We start from the raw sequence: 16,812 nt of genomic DNA on the forward strand, positions 1-16,812 counted from the left end.
CATTGCTCCCTCATGGTGCTTAGGCTACGATGAGGGGGTATGAAAATCCCATTTAATATTCCGCCAAAAAGCTCGAATGAAGAGAAATATATCTCTCAGGCCATCGCCAATAAAAAATTAAGCGGCGAAGGCTCTTTTAATAAAAAATGCGCTGAGTGGTTTAATAAAAATCTTCCGACTCTGATGACCGTCATCACTCCTTCATGCACATCGGCTCTTGAAATGGCCATGGTGCTTGCTGACATCGGACCTGGAGATGAAGTTATTCTGCCTTCCTTCACGTTCACATCCACAGCTAACGTCGTCGCGCTTTACGGTTCGGTCCCCGTCTTTGTCGATGTCGATCCCTTAACAATGAATATTGATCCCGCGGCTATTCAACGGGCCATCACTCCGCGTACTAAAGTCATCATGCCGGTGCATTACGCTGGTGTGGGTTGCAAGATGGATGAAATCATGGCCCTAGCAAACCAACACGGCATTTGGGTTGTTGAAGACGCAGCTCAGGGCATTTTTGCTTCGTACAAAGGAAAAGCCTTAGGTACTTGGGGCCATATGGCGGCATTCAGTTTTCATGAAACTAAGAATATCGTTTGTGGTGAAGGTGGAGCCCTAACAATCAATGATCCCCGCCTAGTGGCGCGAGCTGAAATCGTCCGCGACAAGGGTACGAACCGTCAGCAATTTCTGAACGGCCAAGTGGATAAATACACGTGGCAGGACAAAGGCTCTTCTTATCTTCTTTCGGAACTTTCCGCCGCCTTTCTTCTTTCCCAATTGGAAGAAGGCAAAGAGATCACAGCAAAACGCTTGGCTTTATGGAATCAATACCATCAAGGTTTAGCGGACCTTGAAAAAAACGGCCACTTGCAACGCATGACAATTCCTAGCGGGTGCCAGGCGAATGCTCATATTTACTATCTGCTTTTAAATTCGTCTGAGGTGCGTGCGGCTTTATGGACTTACCTGAAAGAAGCTGGCATTCAATCCACCACTCACTATGTGGCACTTCATTCGGCTCCGGCGGGAGTGAAGTACGGTCGCGTGTCGGGTTCGATGAAAGTCACAGACGATCTTTCCAATCGCCTGTTACGTCTTCCGATGTGGGCTGACCTTTCCAGTGATGAGGCAGCCTTGGTTCTTGAAAAAATTCATTCGTTCTTTAAGGGGCAAGCATGAAGGGTATCATCCTAGCTGGCGGCGCAGGATCGCGTCTTTATCCAATGACTCGGGTCATGACAAAACAGCTTCAGTCTGTTTACGACAAACCCATGATTTATTATCCGCTGAGCATTCTTATGTTAGGTGGAATCAAAGATATTCTTCTGATCACAACACCGGATGATCAACCCTTGTTTAAAAAACTTTTGGGTGATGGTTCTCAATTTGGCGTGAAGCTCAGCTATAAAATTCAGGAAAAGCCGAACGGACTTCCTGAAGCTTTTGTCTTGGGTGAAGATTTCATTGGCAACGATCACGTATGCTTGATCTTAGGTGATAATCTTTTCTATGGAGATTTGGATTTCTTCCGTCGCGCGATTGAAGAGCAAAAGGCAAAAAAATCAGATCTTCACGGACGTGTTTTTGCTTACTACGTTGCCGACCCCACAGCTTACGGTGTTGTTGAGTTTGATAAGATGACTAAAAAAGTAAAGTCGATCGAGGAAAAACCAAAACAACCGAAATCCAATTATGCCATCCCGGGGCTTTACCTTTTCGATAACACAGTTTCAAAGCGTGCGAAGGAATTAAAACCTTCGCCTCGCGGTGAAACAGAAATCGTGGATTTGATTCTGTCTTACCACAACGAAGGTAAACTGGGAGTTGAAATGATGTATCGTGGTCTTGCTTGGCTCGACACGGGCACTCCCCGATCCCTTCTAGATGCCGCTGCTTTTATTGGTGCCATCGAAGAACGCCAGGGCATGAAAGTGGCCTGCCTTGAAGAAATCGCTTATCGCATGAAATTTATTAATCTTGAGCAATTACAAAAAATCACTTCGGAACTTCCTAAGTGCTCTTATCGCTCCTATTTAGAAAAAATCATCTCTGAGGAACTATGAAACAAACGGTTTTACTGACCGGCTGTGCTGGCTTTATTGGATCTAACTTCGTAAGAACGGTCGCTTGCCGCGATGAAATCAAAGTGCAGTACGACTTCGTGATCGTCGATGCTCTGACTTACGCAGGTAATCTTGCGAATATTCAAAAAGAACTGGATACAAATCCCCACTTGAAATTTTATCACCTGGACATCCGCGACTCTCACAAAATGGATGAGCTTTTTAAGAAGTATCAATTCAGCGGTGTGATCAATTTCGCGGCTGAATCTCACGTGGATCGCTCTATCGAAAGCCCTAACATCTTTGTAGAAACAAATGTTCTGGGAACTTTGAATCTTTTAAAAGAAAGCTTAGCGCTTTTTGAAAAAAATCCGAACTTCCGCTATCTGCAAATCAGCACGGATGAAGTTTACGGCACCTTACAGATGTCCGATCCCGCTTTCACAGAAAATACGCCGATTTCACCGAACAGCCCTTATAGTGCTTCAAAGGCCAGCGCCGATCTTTTGTGCCGCTCTTTCTTTGAAACATACAAGCTGCCAGTGATGATCACTCGCTGTTCTAACAACTACGGTCCATTACAGGTCGAAGAAAAATTCATTCCTTTGATGATCAAACGGGCCCTGGCGAATCAACCCCTTCCGATCTATGGGACCGGCATGAATATCCGCGACTGGATTTATGTTGATGACCACAATGAGGGCGTATGGAAAGTCTTCACCTCGGGGCGCGCCGGGGAAGTTTATAACTTAGGCGGAAATTCAGAAAGACAGAATCTGGATGTTGCAAAGCTCATCTTAAAACACTTGGGAAAATCCGAATCGCTTTTAAGCTTCGTGCAAGACCGTAAGGGTCACGATTTCCGCTATGCGATTAACTTCTCAAAAGCGCAAAAAGAATTAAACTGGAACCCTACAGTGAAGTTTGAAGAGGAAGGTCTTCTTCGCACCATCAATCACTACAAAGCCTTATGGACGAAGTAAAAGTCCTTCACTGTATTCACTCTCTGTCCTGGGGAGGCCTAGAAATTTACACCGTCGAGCTGATTCAGAAGCTGGCGGAAAAAGGCCTTCTCCAAAAAGTATTATGTTCCGCGCACTCGCGTGTGACCGAAGAACTGAAAAAATCAGGCATTGAAGTTTTACCTTTTCCAGAGAAAAAACTTTCGAAACTTAAAACGGCTCGCCTGATTAAAAACATCATCCAGGAACACGGCATCACTCACCTGCACTCTCACACCCGTTTGGATATGTGGGCTTGTGCTTTAGCGAAGTGGAATCTTCCCACGATTAAACACATCTACAACCTTTACATGAACGCGACACCGAAAAGGGATTTTGTTCATAAGTGGCTCTTTTCTAAAGTGGATGCTTTGTGCAGCTCTTCAGAAAATATTTTAGAAGATGTGAAAAAGAACTTCCCTATCGCTCCTGAAAAACTGCACCTCATTCGTTATGGTCGCAAGACAGAGAGCTTCAAGCACGACGGTCTAAAACGCCAAGAGCTGCGCGATAAATATGGAGCGCGAGTAGAACAAATTGTTTTCGGAACTCTTTGTCGTATTGATCCGGGCAAGGGAGTTCGCGAGCTTGTTCAGGCCCTGGAATATTTGAACGACCACGAGCTAGAGAAGACACAGCTTTGGATTGTCGGCGACCCCACGATCATCGGAAAAAATTCGGACGGCACTCCTATTTTTGAAGGCCCGTCCGAAGAATTAAGTCGTTGGATTGCCGAGCGCATGGAAAATCCGCGCTACAAAGATCACATCGTCCGTATCCCTTTTCAGAAAGATTATGTCTCTTACATTGATGCCTTAGACGTCTTTGCCCTGGCATCCTACAACGAAACTTATTCTTTAAGTGTACTAGACGCCATGATGATGGCAAAACCCGTGATTGGTACGAACGCCGGAGGGACTCCTGAACAGGTGGGATTGCATAACGAACGTGGCGTTTTAGCCGAACCTAAGGATGCCGAGTCTCTATCGCAAGCTTTCCGCCACTATTTAAAACGTCCCGAAGACATCCAGATTCAAGGTCACAAGGCCCAGCAATGGTCAATAAGCCAACACAATTGGCCTGTCACTCAAGAGGCTTTTTTAAGCCTCTATAAATCGCTTTAACCTTCAGGATTTAAAATCAGGTCCGCCAACTGAGCTTGATGGGTCTGCACATAGCGTGGAAATTCTGAATCCACTGCCACAAATTCAGATTCAATCTCTTGCCCGTAAAGACTTCCGCCTTTGCGGATGATTTCTTCCACTTTTTTAGGATCTTTGAAAGTGTCTTTATTGTGCTCCTTGTGCGCATAAGCTTCAATTTTTTCAATCACTTTTTTTGCGCCCCCGAGATAACTGAAATGCCAGCCCCCATTCGGAATCACGGTGATCTCATTCGTGCTTTGACGAGTTTCACGATACAGACGTGTTTTTTTGATCGTTTTGATATCTTTATAATTTAACATCACCGTACCGTACCAGGGCATATAGCCATTCACTAAGGGAATAGGCTCGGGGTATTTTTTTACAAAGCAGTTCAGATAATAGTAGTAAAGCTTTTGCTGAAAAACCTTAATACCTGGCTGATGCGCATACTGCTTCACCAACTCAGGACGAGGTATTTCATCCACATCCGAAACGATAATCACGTCATCGGGTTTCGCATTTTTTAAGCCTTGGAGAATTTGTTCTTTTTGATGGTCATCATAGTCCCAGGTTTTCGGAACACGCCATTTAGAAAAAAAGTTGGGATATTGATCCACCACCACATGCTCAATCTTGTGCAAAAATGGCTTAAATCTTTCTTTGTTTTGCTCGAAGAAAAGAGGCTTGTCTTTCTTTTGGAAAGTACGAGTGGCTTCAACCAGAACGAAACGATCAACGACTTCGTTTAAAGTATTCAAACGAATTTCTAATAGGTCCATTTCGTTAAAAAATGCAAAACAATCGTAAATCATGATCTCCCCAATACTTTCTTATACACTTCGACCGTGTCCTGCGCACACTTTTCCCAAGTGAAACGCGGGGCTTGTTTCAGCCCTTTTTGAATCAAAGCTTCACGGTAAGCCTGATCCGTTAATACTCTACTTAAGGCGGCCGCCATCTCTGTCGGACTTCCCGGATCTACAAGACTTGCAGCATCTCCACTGATTTCTTCTAAGACGCCTCCGGCACTTGTCACAACAGGCGTTCCTAAAGACATGGCTTCTAAAACGGGAATTCCGAAACCTTCATACCAGGACGGAAAAAAGAAAACACGGGCACGCTGGTAAAGTTCAGAAAGCTTTTCCGTTGGCACATAGTTTAAGTGAATGATGTCATTTTTAAACGGAGAACTTTCCAAAGCCCGTTGGATTTCTTCAGCACCAAATCCCCAAGCGCCCGCCAACACCAGTTTTTCTTCAAATCCCTGAACCTTCAAAGCCTCAAAAGCGCGAATCACGCCCAGAACATTTTTACGTTTTTCTAACGTCGCTAAAAATAAAATATACTTTTCCGGCAAACCCAGCGAAGGACCTTGGCCCGCCATGCGCGAACGATTGCACCCCAGATAAGTCAAATGCAGGCGATCTTCCAATTGAGGAAAGTATTTTAGAACCTGGCTTTTCGTAAATAGGGAATTCACGATGACCGCATCCACCGAAGAATTTAAAACATTCGTCATATCGCGAATGCCTTTCAGGAAGAACTCGGGACGATTGTACTTTTCTTCAAAGACAATCATATCGTGAATCGTGACGATTCGGGGCAAGAAACCCTTCACGTTCAATTTGAAATCCGGACCGTGGTAAAGACCGTCTGAGGACCACTTTAAAGGAAGAAAACTTTCGGCTTTGCGACCTGGTAAAATGGATTCGATGTTTTTCTTATTTTTATAGCGAGAAATCTTTACGGCGGGATGAACCTCTAAATCCTTTTCTTGAGAAAAGTGCTCAAGGAGCTGAAGCATATAAACTCCAACTCCGGTCACTTTTTGCGGATTCAAGGTGCTGACATCAAAATATATTCTCATGGAACGCCTATGAATCTTAAGCCTTGAACTATCAAGACTACAAGAACATAGGCGAAGAGATTAAAGGCAACAAGTTGCGTTACCGCGAACTTCCAAGAGCCACTTTCACGGATCTGCACACCGACCGTGGACATACACTGCAAAGCGATAAGGAAGAAGACCATAAGTCCAATCACTGAACTCACGGTAAAGATTTTTTCACCTTGAGCATTGGTGGCCGTACTCATCTGCGTTAAAAGAGCCTCTTGCTGAGAGTCTTCATCTCCATCCGTGATATTGAAAGTGACGGCCAACGACGAAACAAAGACTTCGCGAGCGGCAAAGGCCGAAATTAAACCGACTCCCACACGCCAGTCCACCCCCATGGGTGCAACCACAGGCTCAATCACTTTACCCAATTGACCCACGTAGCTTTCTTCAAGCTTTTGGTGAGCATCTTCTGTTTGGTAATTCGGGAATGTCGATCCCGCCCAAATAACGACGGCAAAGGTAAAGATGATGGGACCTGCGCGTTTCACGTAAGACAGAGTTCTTGTCCACGCATGGCGAACTAAAACACGGAACTTAGGGCGGCGATAAATCGGAAGCTCCATCATGAACAATGAAGGCTCCTGACGAGGGATGAATTTGCTCACTATGCCTGCGGCCAAAGCTCCTAAGAACATAGATCCGATGTAAAGAGCCGCCAGTGCCAATCCCGCCTTCCATGCCGACTCGCCATGGAAAAGAAACGCGATACAAAGAGCATAGACCGGCAAGCGCGCCGAGCAGCTCATCAAGGGAATCACGAAATTCGTGATCATGCGATCTTTTGTCGATGGAATGTTACGAGTCGCAATAATCGCTGGGACCGCACAGGCAAAACCAGAAAGAAGTGGCACGAATGAACGACCGCTCATTCCCAAGGCTGAAAACGGACGATCAATCAAAGTTGCCGCACGCGCCAGATAACCCGTGCTTTCAAGAATTCCAATTCCCAAGAACAAGATAAAGATCTGCGGAACAAACACCATGAAAGCTGCAAAGCTCGTGATCACGCCGTTAGCTAAGAAGTCGGCCCACAAAGTACCCGGCCCGAGCCCAGCCACCCATTCATTGGCAACGCTGAACCAACCATCAATCATATCCATAAATGGAGTCGCCATCCAATAAACGCTTGAAAACAAGGCACTCATGATAACGATGAATAAAGCAAAACCGAGGAAAGGATGCAGCAGTACCCGATCCAACTTTTCAGTCGTCGCCACGATGCGGTTGAGACGCTCTTGAGCATGATCTGTTTTATGAGATAAAGCCTCTTTGGCAATCTGTTCGCACTGATTGAGTTTGGTTTCCTGAATCTCGAAAGACCAAGGCACCGGACGGGAAGGTTCTTTCGTCCAATGAAGTTTTTTAGCTTCAGCAACGATCTCTTTAAGACCGCCCGCTAATAAGCCATCAAATTGAAGAACCGGACAGCCCAAAGTTTTTTGCAAATAAGGAATGTCAATTTCAATACCTTCTTTACGAAGAAGATCCGACATCGTGATAACCACCATCAAAGGAAAGCCTGTTTCACGAAGTTGCATCACGAGTTGCAGATGACGAGAGATCTGAGTCCCATCGACAACAACGATGATGCCATCAATCTTTTTAACTTTCGGATTTTCGTAAATGGATTTTAAGGTCACCCACTCATCCGCACTTTTGGGGTGCAGGCTGTAAGTGCCCGGAGTGTCCATGACCATCATATTGGACTCCCCCAGATGAGACGCTAAATGGCCTAAAGAAAACTCCACCGTCGCGCCCGGATAGTTCACAGTTTTAAAACGAGAACCCGTCAGCCAGTTATAGAGAGTGGTTTTTCCAGAGTTCGGCGCGCCGACCAGCGCGATAGAAAGTTGCTCAACAGCTAGTTCAGTTTCACTCGTGCGCATGCCGCTTCCTCATTTCGCAAAGCTAGAAAACTCGTGTTAAAACGGATCAGAAGAGGCCCGCCAAAAGGAGCACGACCTAAAATCGTGATCAACATGCCGACTCTTAAGCCCATTTCATGTAAACGCTCACGGAACACATTGTCTGCGGCGAATCCGGTGATTTCGACCTTCTGGCCTGGCTTTAATGATTTATCCAGTAAGTTCATAGAGTTTCCCTTGGGATCAATGAGCCTCTTAGTTAAAAGCATGCCCCCACAAAAGGAAGTTCTTTAACCCCCTGCGGACCAATTGAAAACAAAATGAGAACCAACATCAATTTCCCCTCGTAAACCGGTATAAATATGAGCCCCACCATGGTCTTGTTTTTAAGACCAAAGGTTAAGTTTCACAGACCAAGACCGATCTGAAGTCTATATGGATTTTAGTATTAAGACTTCTTTGAGTATGAGCGCCGCGATCCTGACTTTGAGCCTCTCTGCACAAGCTTCGGAAGTGGTCTATCTTCCGGCTTACTGTGCTCCCGAACACTTAACTGTCTTTGTAAATAACAAGTCTGCTGAGCCAGAGCGCATCTGGACTCAAACGCGCTTTGATCAGGAAATCCAAGAGCTTCACTATGATGTTGAAGCAAAATCTCAGATTAAAATTCGTGGAACTGAATTTCTGCCCACAAGGATGGCCGCCTCCTTCAAGTACTTCTCGAAGAGTCTACAAGTCAGTGTTGCCTGCGAAGAAAGTGCAAGTACTCCTTTAACTTCGAATGTAGGCCCTTCGGCTTCTCATTACCTGCCAGCCAACACGAAATCCGTGAAGATGCATTTGTTAAACCTTTTCTTAAAGTCGAACTCTGTTCAATTGAGAGCCTTTAACAAACTAGGATCTTTGATCGCAGAAAAGTCGATTTCACTTCAGAGCTATTATGATACGGAAAGCTTTAAATGGAGTTTTCAACAAAATGTCGCGCGCATTGAAGTGCAAGGCTTAGAGCGCGTTCATTCACTGTTGTTCTTTGATGCCAATGGCGTGGAAAAGCCAAGTCCAGCCGTGACTTTGGAACCTGCCCACCTGGACCCTTCAACGAAGAAAACTTACTTCTTAGTTTCAACGAAAGATGCGCAGGCCGACGAAGCTTTTGTTGTCGGTTTTGAAGATGAGGCTCAGATCAAAACAGCTCGAGAGCAGATTCAAAATCCTGCCTTAGAAAAGATTTTGGTGGCCGGCATCGAGTTGGGATCGGGTGGCTTTAATCGTGCCTTTTACAATAAGAACAAAGCGCCCTACTCATGGTCTGTGAACCGTGTCGATGCTTTTGCCGACTTTGCCCACATCGACTGCGACGGCAGTCCCGATCTTACCGAGGAAAGACTGATGCTAAAATTAAACGAAGGCGGTCGCATCTGTTTCTGGCGCTACCGCATCGTACGTGAACTTACTCTGGATGAAGTTCGCCGCGGGAAACTTAAGCCTTAGAGGGAACGACGGTGGAAGCCCCCTGCCCTTGGGTTTCTGCGACGTAGACTCGCACTTGTCTGACCCCATATTGTTCAAATTCTTTATAGAATTCTTCAGCCAACAATCTTGAAAGTTGTTCCACACTGGTGTTTGTCACCGGCAATAGCAAAACCTCACTGAGCGGAAAAACATAAAAACGGTCACGAAACGTAACCTCTAAGCCTTTGGCGGTTTCTTTAAACTTCATGTCGGGATGCTGCTTTGGCAAAAGAACAATCTCGTCCCATTGATCCAGGCGCGCCTTGATGAATTTCTTAAAAACGTTAAAGTCCATAAAGTAACCATCCGCATGAAGATCTGACTCTACCGGAGTCTTAATGTCCACACGCACCTGATAGTTGTGTCCATGCAGACGCTCGGCATGGGTTTCATCAAAGATCAGGAAGTGAGCCGCGGAAAATTTGAAATTCTGCTTAGCCAAATGCAATGTGGTCGTGGACATAGTCACCTCAAAGTGCTTATATGAATAACATGAAATTCGAACTGAAGCAGCATTTTCAAATTGAATCAGCCCGTTTCTTGCCGCACTTACCGAAAGAGCACCCTTGTTCTCGTATGCATGGGCATAGCTTTAAGATCATCCTGACTTTAGTGGGAAATCTAGATCCCAAAATTGGTTGGGTGATTGACTATAATGACATTCAAGCCAAGATGAAGCCGCTATTAGAAAAAATCGATCACCGCGTTTTAAACGAAGTTGATGGCTTGGAAAATCCCACGTCAGAACTTTTGGCAAAATGGGTTTATGACCGCGCACTCCCCGCCCTGCCGATGTTAACGCGTGTTTCTATTCTAGAGACTCCGTTCACGGAGTGTTCTTATCCCGCTTAAAAGCCTGCAACCTGCGCCTGATCTTTAACAGAACGACTGGCGCCTCCGACTGCCCTCATAAATACTCGGGCTCATGCGGGGATTTTTAAAGAGTTTTTGTGCCATCATAACTTTGCTTCTGGCAGTTCCCTCTTTGGGGAATGAGCTGGAGCTGATTTTTTACCGCGCCCCTGCTCCCCTGAATTGGTCGACGCCAGGTAATTTAGTAAGAAGCACCTTTAAGAATTTAAAATTTAAAATCGGTGATCGGCCTTATCCCCACAGCATCTCTCACGTCAATGTGCGGTTGCAATGCGGGAAGAAAACTTCGCTCTATCGAGGCATGACCTCCAAGAAATCTAATTTTTCTTATGCCTGGGATTTTGTCATTGAGGGCAAGGCGTTAGACACTTTTTTAATCAACGTCAAAGGTCGGTTCTACACAGAAAAAGAAATACGTACCTGGCTTCCGACTTTAAAAGCTCAAGGTTATGTTCGAAGCCTTAAAGTTCTTTTGAATGAATCTCAGTGCTCTCGCGCAGAACGATATCTTTCGCTGTATGAGAACTTGGGGTTACAAAATATTTACGGTGGATTGCGATCTTTACCCTTACAGGGAGAAGGCGCCGGCTGTGCGGCCTTTGCGGTGAGCTTCTTGCAGATTTTAGATCTGTTCCCGTCTGAACTTGATGAGTATTGGAAAAGAAGACTTTACGTTCCCTTGGAAATTCTTTCGACTCAAGAAAGAAGTGCGCGCATCGGTGCTATCGGCTATATGCGTGGTAAAGACCGCTGGTGGGCCCAGCCCTCAGAAAAGCACATCATTTTAGATTTCTGGGATCCGGAAAGAATGTTTCAATGGCAGGCCCAAATGCTTTCACAAAAAGCGAAATTGCCCGTTTATATGTCTTGGGAACAAGATCCGGGAAATGTTTTTGAAAGACTTGTCTGGGATGCCCGCAGTTACCCAACTCCGATGACTTACTTTTTTCAGTTTCGTCGGGGGATTTTAGAAAAAACCGTGAACTATCACATTAAAAATCGCGAAAGGCTTTTAACTCAGGAAGAGGTTTTAGATCGCTCTTCCCAAGTCTGTCGTAACTTTAGTGTCTGTCGTTAGACGATCAAAGGGGCATTGACCTTAACAGCAGGTCCCGTATCCAGATGTTTTTCAAACTTCTGACGGAAGTTCGGTGGATATAACATCACCACAGTAGAGCCCATGCGGAACATACCTAATTCAGATCCTTTGTGAACCGGGATCTCTGGGCTGTAGTTTTTGTGTGTGAAAATATGCGGGCCCTTTTGGTTGCCACGCACTTTATCATCAAAACTCAAGACGATGTGCCCTACATTCGTGGCACCAACGAAGACCACGCCGACAGGACCCATATCTGTTTCAATCTCAACAAGCACGCGCTCGTTCACCGAGAAAAGATTCGGAATATTTGTCGTGCTCCACTCGTTCACCGGCCATAATTCACCGGGCATGTAACGAACGTTCGTGATCACTCCATCCACCGGTGAATGCACACGATGGTAGTCCGTCGGGCAAAGATAGTATGTCAGGAAAAAGCCCCCGGCCCACTTTTTCTGGCACTCGGGATCTTGGGTGAACTCATCCAATTTATAAGAAAGACCTTTTGCCTGAATCAGGGTGCCACCATCAATCGGATAAGCTTGCGTGATACGGCTGTCTGCTGGATGAACAGCCCAAGACGAGCCGACGGGGCGCAGGCTTGGTTTTAAGCGGCGAACAAAGAAGTCCCCGATGGATTTGTAAGAGGTGTAAGGCATCTCCGCCTCTTCCAAATTAATGTTATAAAAACGGGCAAAGGTTCTGATACTCAGGTGCATAAGCCACTCAGGGCCTTCCCAGTGCATAAGATGACCGACCCAGCGGCTTAAAACTCGTTTTGGCAGAACTCTGGTAATTGCAGACATAAAATATTTATATCTGACTCACAGCCATTTGTCACCTGAAGAGCTATCAGCTAGGATGCTTGAAACCTTTTTGATGCTTAACAGGCATCCCAGGAGCCAAGAACCGTGTCTAAGATATTTCAGAATATCGAAATTCCTATTGATGCTGATTTAGATGAAAAGTTGCAATGGTTGATGCCCGACCACGGTCCTTACCGTATTCTTCGCCAAAGCGTTGATGCGAGACGCTCTCACTCCCCGCATTTTGTTTATTCAATTGAGGTTGCGGAAAAAGGTGAAACTCTTCAGATTCCTCAATTCGAATTAGAGAAAATCTCTCACGCCAAAGAAAAACCATTGATTGTCGGTACAGGTCCAGCAGGTCTTTTTGCTGCCTTACGTTTTGTCGAAAGAGGCGTTCCTTGCGTGCTTTTTGAGCGCGGTTCTGACAGCGGCGAGCGCATCAAGGGTATTAATCAGTACTGGCGTTACGGAAAGCTCGATCCGCGCAACAACGTGTGCTTTGGTGAAGGCGGCGCGGGTCTTTATTCGGATGGTAAACTGATCACGCGTATTAAATCTCCGCACATTCCTTATGTGATGAATCGTTTGGTGAAATTTGGAGCTCCGGAAGAAATTCAATGGCTTTCAAATCCTCACGTGGGTTCGGATCGCATTCGTCGTGTGATTCCCAAAATGCGTGAATTCTTGAAAGCCAGTGGCTGCGAAATTCATTTCAACACCCAAGTGACAGAAATCCTTCTTGAGGGTTCGCAAGTCGTGGGTGTGCGCACTGAGCATGGGACTGAATTTAAGTCTCCGCACGTTGTTTTAGCTACGGGTCACTCTGCCGAAGACATGATCAATCATTTGCGTGATATTGGTGTGCACTTGGACGGAAAGTCTTTTGCGATGGGCCTTCGCGTGGAGCATTCTCAAGCTTCTATTAACAAGATCCAGTATCGTCAGTTTTCAGAGCATCCTAAATTAGGAGCGGCAAATTATAAACTGGCTCACCACAATGATAAAACAGGCATCGGTGTTTATTCTTTCTGCATGTGTCCGGGTGGCTATGTGCTTTCTTCAGGAACGGAAGCCGACGGTATCGTTTGCAACGGGATGAGTAACTATAATCGCAACTCGCCGTTTGCGAACGCGGCGATCGTCGTCAGTATTGATCATGAAAAGAATTTCGGCAAAGACGTCTTTGGCGGCATGAAGATGCGTCGCGATTTAGAGACACGCGCGTATCAATCAGTGCTAGATGCTGGGGGCAGTCGCGAGTTGCCAGCGCAGAATCTTTTAGACTTCTTGTATGGAACAAATTCTAAAACAGGGCCTCGTGCTTTGCGTGCGGGTTCTTCTCCTTCAGGTGCTATCAATATTCGTCTGGACGAGCTACTTCCTAAAAACATGCGTGATCGTTTGCGCGAAGGTTTTGAAAAATTCCAAGGCAGCATGAAAGGGTTCTTAACTGAAGATGCGCAAGTGTACGGCATTGAATCGCGTACGAGCTGCCCTGTTCGTGTGACCCGCGATAACGACAGCTTAGAAAGTATATCGCACAAAGGTTTGTATCCTGCCGGTGAAGGTGCGGGCTACGCGGGCGGAATCACTTCGGCCGCATGTGATGGTATACGCATCGCAGAAAAAATTATTGAACAACTTTAGGTGGTCTCATTTTCCCACCGACAATTTTTGGCCTAGACCTTGCAATTTCTCCCCGATGTATCTTTTGGAGGAGAAAACATGTCTACAAAACCACTTATCGGAGTCATTCTGACTCTTTTCTTGGGTGCGCACTCGTTTGCGACAACTCCCCAGGAGAAAAAACAAGATGTTGTCACTAGAACCGCGGCGAGCGGACAAACTGTTCGCTCAGAGCTTTCTTTAAATGTTACGCGCTCAGAGCCTTACCAGGACACTTACACTGAGCAAGTTCCTTATCAAGCTGAAGAAACCTACTACGTCGACATTCCCTATGAAACCACTGAAACCTATTACGAAGACGTTCCTTATTATGAGCAAGAAACTTACTGGGAAAACGTTCCTTACACAGAACGTGTCGCCTACACGGACTATGAAGAATATTACGACAACGATTATGTTTGTCGAAACGTAACAAAATACCGAGAGGAGTGTTCTAACGAACGCGTCTGCGAACCGGGCCGCAATGTGTGTCGTCAGGTTGAAGAATGCGGCACGAACGCCCACGGACAACGCATCTGCAAGACACGCAAAGTGTGTGAAGATGGTCCTCGTGAATGTCGTGACTTACGTCAATGCCGCCAAGTCCCCTATTCAGATCGCGAATGTGGATATGAGCGTGTTCGCAAAACTCGCCCGGTCACACGTTACCGCGAAGAAACTCGTTATCGTCAAGAACAGCGCACCCGCACAGTGACTAAGTACCGCAAGGAACTTCGCACACGCAAGGTGACTAAATATCGCCAAGAAGAGCGCACTCGTACAGTGACGAAATACCGTGAAGAAACACGTTGCTGCGTGACTCGCTATAGAGATGTCTTTGATCATCAGTTCACGCAACCGGCTTCGGTAATCTTCCCTGCTGGATCTGAACTTTTGGCGAATGAAACTGAATCTGTGAAGTTTGTTCTTACAGGAACAGAGGCCGCTCCGATTGTTACCGTCACTGTGAAATCAGATATCTTTACTTACACCGTGGCAGAAACTCGTCAGGATGGACGCGAAAAAGTATTCGTTCTTGCGGTTGCGCCTAAATGGTCTGTTGAAAATGCGGGTACGACTTCAGTCAAAGGATTGAAACTTGCGTTTACGAAAGGCCAAGGCAAGATCTCTTTCCAAGAAACGGTGGCCGGTTCACGTTTGACTTCGACTTACGCGATTGAAGTACGTGATTCACAAAGCCAGTCTTTGGTTTTTGAAAATCGTTTAGAAAATTCGGCGGCAAAAATTGTTGAGATCGCAACTCCGGGTCTCGCTCGTGAAGGTAAGTACGCGATCACTTTGCGTGTCGAACGCAAAGGGCAAAACGTCGCTGGCGGATTGATCCAATTTGAACAAAACGCGGAGTACGAAAAGAAAGGCCTTGCCGAAGAAGAAATCAGTCTTTTGAGCGATTCAAAACAAGTGGCTATTGTTGGAATTGAAAGCGCTGGAGCAGATCGCGTGGTTGCAATTCGCGATAACACTCCTCATATCGAAGAAGTTCAATCGACTTACAAACTTGTAGTTTGGAAAAAACTTTCTAGCGGCAAGATTGAATGGTTGGGCGAAAAGAACTTCGCGCGCGATGCGATTCAACGTGCCGATGGCAGCCTGGGTATTGCATTGAAAGAGATTGGATTAAATCCGTCTTCTAGCACGAAACTTTACATGGACCTTGTGGTTCGTCGCGAAAGTGCGCAGTACTTGTCGAACCGCGTGCAGTTTATTGTGAATAAAACATTTTAATTAAAAATCGGCGACCTCCTGGGTTTGTTGGTTTCGGCTCTGCTCCCCAAGGCAGGGCCGTTTTTTTTCTTCCCCTCTCTCGTTGTGCTTCGAGCGAGGGTTTGGGTTGGAGGGAGGTTTGGGGTTCGTCACTTCGTTCGGGCACGCCGTCCAGGCTCAGTCGGTGCCGAGGCTTCGCCTCGGTACCGAAGGCCCTCTCTTCGGACGCACCCCAAACCTCCCTCCAACCCAAACTTTGCTGAACACAAAGTCACGGATTTTGAGAGCGGGATTTCAAAGTTTTTGGCTGATAAGTGTCCTTCGTTCTACAGGGCGTTGCTCGATGATGATCCTTAATTGCCTGCATTTCTGACGCATATGCTTGCCGCCACGGTGGCGGTAGAATTCTGGGTTTTCGATACCTTCAATCAGTTTGTTTAACTTCCTTTAGAAAGTGCAGACTCCCTGCCCAACTTCTTGTTTGCTTAACGCAAGTGCTTACTGCCACCGTGGCAGTGAAATTTTGGATTTAATTTTTAGCTTTTTGAGTTGGTGTTCTTCTTGCGTCCACGGTGGAAGTAAATCTGTGGTGAAATCCTATAGTTTTTTTGAACTTCGGGAATATTTCTTTTGAAGAATAGACTCGATAACTTTGTAGCAAAATTAAACTCTGCTACTTTCCCTTCAAATTCTTTTGTGCCCTTATTTGATTCAGATTCCGGTCTTTTTTTGTCTTTTGCATTTCCACAGTTGGTTCTGATCTTTGATGATTCCGTGGGGTTTGTTTTTGAAAATGTATATCTGTGCGGCTTTTTACTAAGGAGCTTTTGATATGGGTATTATTGGCACTATTGTTATCGGATTTATTGTGGGTTTGATTGCGCGGTTTTTGATGCCTGGTAAGGATAAGATGGGTTTCATCTTAACTACTATTCTGGGGATCATTGGTGCCGTTGTTGGGACCTATATTGGAAGCGCTCTGGGGTGGTATGAAGTGGGTGAAGAAGCCGGGTTTCTTGCTTCGGTTGTCGGTGCGATGATTGTTTTGCTGATTGCGCGGCTTTTGATGGGAAGACGAAGCTAAAGTCTTATGTTACAGCAAGCTTAGAGAAATTATCGACACTTCCTATCCCCTCAACCACAAAAAAAAGGCACCCTTTC

At 45.8% G+C, this 16,812-nt stretch carries 16 protein-coding genes; 10 read left to right on the top strand and 6 right to left on the bottom strand.

Translation table 11 applies throughout. The annotated features are described in order from the left end of the window. The first annotated feature begins 39 nt into the window (after positions 1-39). Genes rffA through AZI87_RS12580 form a run of 4 tightly spaced genes read left to right on the top strand, consistent with a single transcriptional unit; the run spans position 40 to position 4,188 of the window. Positions 40-1,179 (top strand): dTDP-4-amino-4,6-dideoxygalactose transaminase, encoded by a 1,140-nt coding sequence (gene rffA, locus AZI87_RS12565; RefSeq protein WP_063207594.1) that lies wholly within the window; start codon positions 40-42, stop codon positions 1,177-1,179. Next, on the top strand, positions 1,176-2,063 hold the full coding sequence (rfbA, locus tag AZI87_RS12570; protein ID WP_063207598.1) for a glucose-1-phosphate thymidylyltransferase RfbA: 888 nt from the start codon (positions 1,176-1,178) through the stop codon (positions 2,061-2,063). The genes rffA and rfbA overlap by 4 nt, the downstream gene beginning before the upstream one ends. After that, positions 2,060-3,046 (top strand): dTDP-glucose 4,6-dehydratase, encoded by a 987-nt coding sequence (gene rfbB / locus AZI87_RS12575; RefSeq protein ID WP_063207601.1) that lies wholly within the window; start codon positions 2,060-2,062, stop codon positions 3,044-3,046. Before rfbA ends, rfbB begins: the two co-directional genes overlap by 4 nt. After that, positions 3,034-4,188 (top strand): glycosyltransferase family 4 protein, encoded by a 1,155-nt coding sequence (locus AZI87_RS12580; RefSeq protein WP_063207604.1) that lies wholly within the window; start codon positions 3,034-3,036, stop codon positions 4,186-4,188. The genes rfbB and AZI87_RS12580 overlap by 13 nt, the downstream gene beginning before the upstream one ends. Here AZI87_RS12580 and AZI87_RS12585 read toward each other — a convergent pair. Genes AZI87_RS12585 through AZI87_RS12600 form a run of 4 tightly spaced genes read right to left on the bottom strand, consistent with a single transcriptional unit; the run spans position 4,185 to position 8,198 of the window. After that, positions 4,185-5,021, bottom strand: a complete 837-nt coding sequence (locus tag AZI87_RS12585) for a hypothetical protein (RefSeq protein WP_063207607.1) — start codon at positions 5,019-5,021, stop codon at positions 4,185-4,187. The two genes, AZI87_RS12580 and AZI87_RS12585, sit on opposite strands and share 4 nt — an antisense overlap. After that, positions 5,018-6,076 carry a glycosyltransferase family 4 protein gene (locus tag AZI87_RS12590; protein WP_063207610.1) on the bottom strand — a complete coding sequence of 353 codons (1,059 nt, stop codon included), beginning with the start codon at positions 6,074-6,076 and terminating at the stop codon, positions 5,018-5,020. Before AZI87_RS12590 ends, AZI87_RS12585 begins: the two co-directional genes overlap by 4 nt. Then, complete coding sequence (gene feoB / locus AZI87_RS12595; protein WP_063207613.1) at positions 6,073-7,992, bottom strand: ferrous iron transporter B; 1,920 nt, start codon at positions 7,990-7,992, stop codon at positions 6,073-6,075. The genes AZI87_RS12590 and feoB overlap by 4 nt, the downstream gene beginning before the upstream one ends. After that, positions 7,968-8,198, bottom strand: a complete 231-nt coding sequence (locus AZI87_RS12600; RefSeq protein WP_063207616.1) for a FeoA family protein — start codon at positions 8,196-8,198, stop codon at positions 7,968-7,970. The genes feoB and AZI87_RS12600 overlap by 25 nt, the downstream gene beginning before the upstream one ends. Positions 8,199-8,406: 208 nt before the next feature. Between AZI87_RS12600 and AZI87_RS12605 the strand changes: the two genes are divergently transcribed. Then, positions 8,407-9,462 carry a BP74-related protein gene (locus AZI87_RS12605; protein ID WP_063207619.1) on the top strand — a complete coding sequence of 352 codons (1,056 nt, stop codon included), beginning with the start codon at positions 8,407-8,409 and terminating at the stop codon, positions 9,460-9,462. Here AZI87_RS12605 and AZI87_RS12610 read toward each other — a convergent pair. Next, entirely contained in the window at positions 9,452-9,946 is a 495-nt protein-coding gene (locus AZI87_RS12610) for a 6-pyruvoyl trahydropterin synthase family protein (protein ID WP_063207622.1), read from the bottom strand. The genes AZI87_RS12605 and AZI87_RS12610 overlap by 11 nt on opposite strands. Positions 9,947-9,966: 20 nt before the next feature. On the opposite strand from AZI87_RS12610, the gene AZI87_RS12615 reads away from it, so the two are divergent. Beyond that, positions 9,967-10,335 (top strand): 6-pyruvoyl trahydropterin synthase family protein, encoded by a 369-nt coding sequence (locus AZI87_RS12615; protein ID WP_253696784.1) that lies wholly within the window; start codon positions 9,967-9,969, stop codon positions 10,333-10,335. 73 nt (positions 10,336-10,408) lie between these two features. After that, positions 10,409-11,434 carry a hypothetical protein gene (locus tag AZI87_RS12620; protein WP_063207625.1) on the top strand — a complete coding sequence of 342 codons (1,026 nt, stop codon included), beginning with the start codon at positions 10,409-10,411 and terminating at the stop codon, positions 11,432-11,434. Here AZI87_RS12620 and asd read toward each other — a convergent pair. Beyond that, on the bottom strand, positions 11,431-12,258 hold the full coding sequence (asd, locus tag AZI87_RS12625; RefSeq protein WP_063207628.1) for an archaetidylserine decarboxylase: 828 nt from the start codon (positions 12,256-12,258) through the stop codon (positions 11,431-11,433). The genes AZI87_RS12620 and asd overlap by 4 nt on opposite strands. Positions 12,259-12,363: 105 nt before the next feature. Between asd and AZI87_RS12630 the strand changes: the two genes are divergently transcribed. From AZI87_RS12630 to AZI87_RS12640, 3 genes are all read left to right on the top strand, one after another. Continuing rightward, complete coding sequence (locus AZI87_RS12630; RefSeq protein WP_063207631.1) at positions 12,364-13,908, top strand: NAD(P)/FAD-dependent oxidoreductase; 1,545 nt, start codon at positions 12,364-12,366, stop codon at positions 13,906-13,908. A 78-nt stretch (positions 13,909-13,986) separates the two neighbouring features. Next, positions 13,987-15,672, top strand: a complete 1,686-nt coding sequence (locus tag AZI87_RS12635) for a hypothetical protein (RefSeq protein WP_063207634.1) — start codon at positions 13,987-13,989, stop codon at positions 15,670-15,672. Between the two features lie 811 nt (positions 15,673-16,483). Further along, positions 16,484-16,735 carry a GlsB/YeaQ/YmgE family stress response membrane protein gene (locus tag AZI87_RS12640; RefSeq protein ID WP_063207637.1) on the top strand — a complete coding sequence of 84 codons (252 nt, stop codon included), beginning with the start codon at positions 16,484-16,486 and terminating at the stop codon, positions 16,733-16,735. Positions 16,736-16,812 lie beyond the last annotated feature (77 nt).

The sequence above is a fragment of the Bdellovibrio bacteriovorus genome (genome assembly GCF_001592745.1).
Taxonomy (GTDB): Bacteria; Bdellovibrionota; Bdellovibrionia; order Bdellovibrionales; family Bdellovibrionaceae; genus Bdellovibrio; species Bdellovibrio bacteriovorus_B.

Bases quoted from the DNA above. Each gene is read 5' to 3' on its own strand.
- AZI87_RS12635 (WP_063207634.1), top strand. From the start codon at position 13,987: ATGTCTACAAAACCACTTATCGGAGTCATTCTGACTCTTTTCTTGGGT.
- AZI87_RS12600 (WP_063207616.1), bottom strand. From the start codon at position 8,198: ATGAACTTACTGGATAAATCATTAAAGCCAGGCCAGAAGGTCGAAATC.
- AZI87_RS12610 (WP_063207622.1), bottom strand. From the start codon at position 9,946: ATGTCCACGACCACATTGCATTTGGCTAAGCAGAATTTCAAATTTTCC.
- AZI87_RS12580 (WP_063207604.1), top strand. From the start codon at position 3,034: ATGGACGAAGTAAAAGTCCTTCACTGTATTCACTCTCTGTCCTGGGGA.
- asd (WP_063207628.1), bottom strand. From the start codon at position 12,258: ATGTCTGCAATTACCAGAGTTCTGCCAAAACGAGTTTTAAGCCGCTGG.
- AZI87_RS12640 (WP_063207637.1), top strand. From the start codon at position 16,484: ATGGGTATTATTGGCACTATTGTTATCGGATTTATTGTGGGTTTGATT.
- rfbA (WP_063207598.1), top strand. From the start codon at position 1,176: ATGAAGGGTATCATCCTAGCTGGCGGCGCAGGATCGCGTCTTTATCCA.
- AZI87_RS12585 (WP_063207607.1), bottom strand. From the start codon at position 5,021: ATGATTTACGATTGTTTTGCATTTTTTAACGAAATGGACCTATTAGAA.
- AZI87_RS12620 (WP_063207625.1), top strand. From the start codon at position 10,409: ATGCGGGGATTTTTAAAGAGTTTTTGTGCCATCATAACTTTGCTTCTG.
- AZI87_RS12605 (WP_063207619.1), top strand. From the start codon at position 8,407: ATGGATTTTAGTATTAAGACTTCTTTGAGTATGAGCGCCGCGATCCTG.
- AZI87_RS12590 (WP_063207610.1), bottom strand. From the start codon at position 6,076: ATGAGAATATATTTTGATGTCAGCACCTTGAATCCGCAAAAAGTGACC.
- AZI87_RS12615 (WP_253696784.1), top strand. From the start codon at position 9,967: ATGAATAACATGAAATTCGAACTGAAGCAGCATTTTCAAATTGAATCA.
- rfbB (WP_063207601.1), top strand. From the start codon at position 2,060: ATGAAACAAACGGTTTTACTGACCGGCTGTGCTGGCTTTATTGGATCT.
- feoB (WP_063207613.1), bottom strand. From the start codon at position 7,992: ATGCGCACGAGTGAAACTGAACTAGCTGTTGAGCAACTTTCTATCGCG.
- rffA (WP_063207594.1), top strand. From the start codon at position 40: ATGAAAATCCCATTTAATATTCCGCCAAAAAGCTCGAATGAAGAGAAA.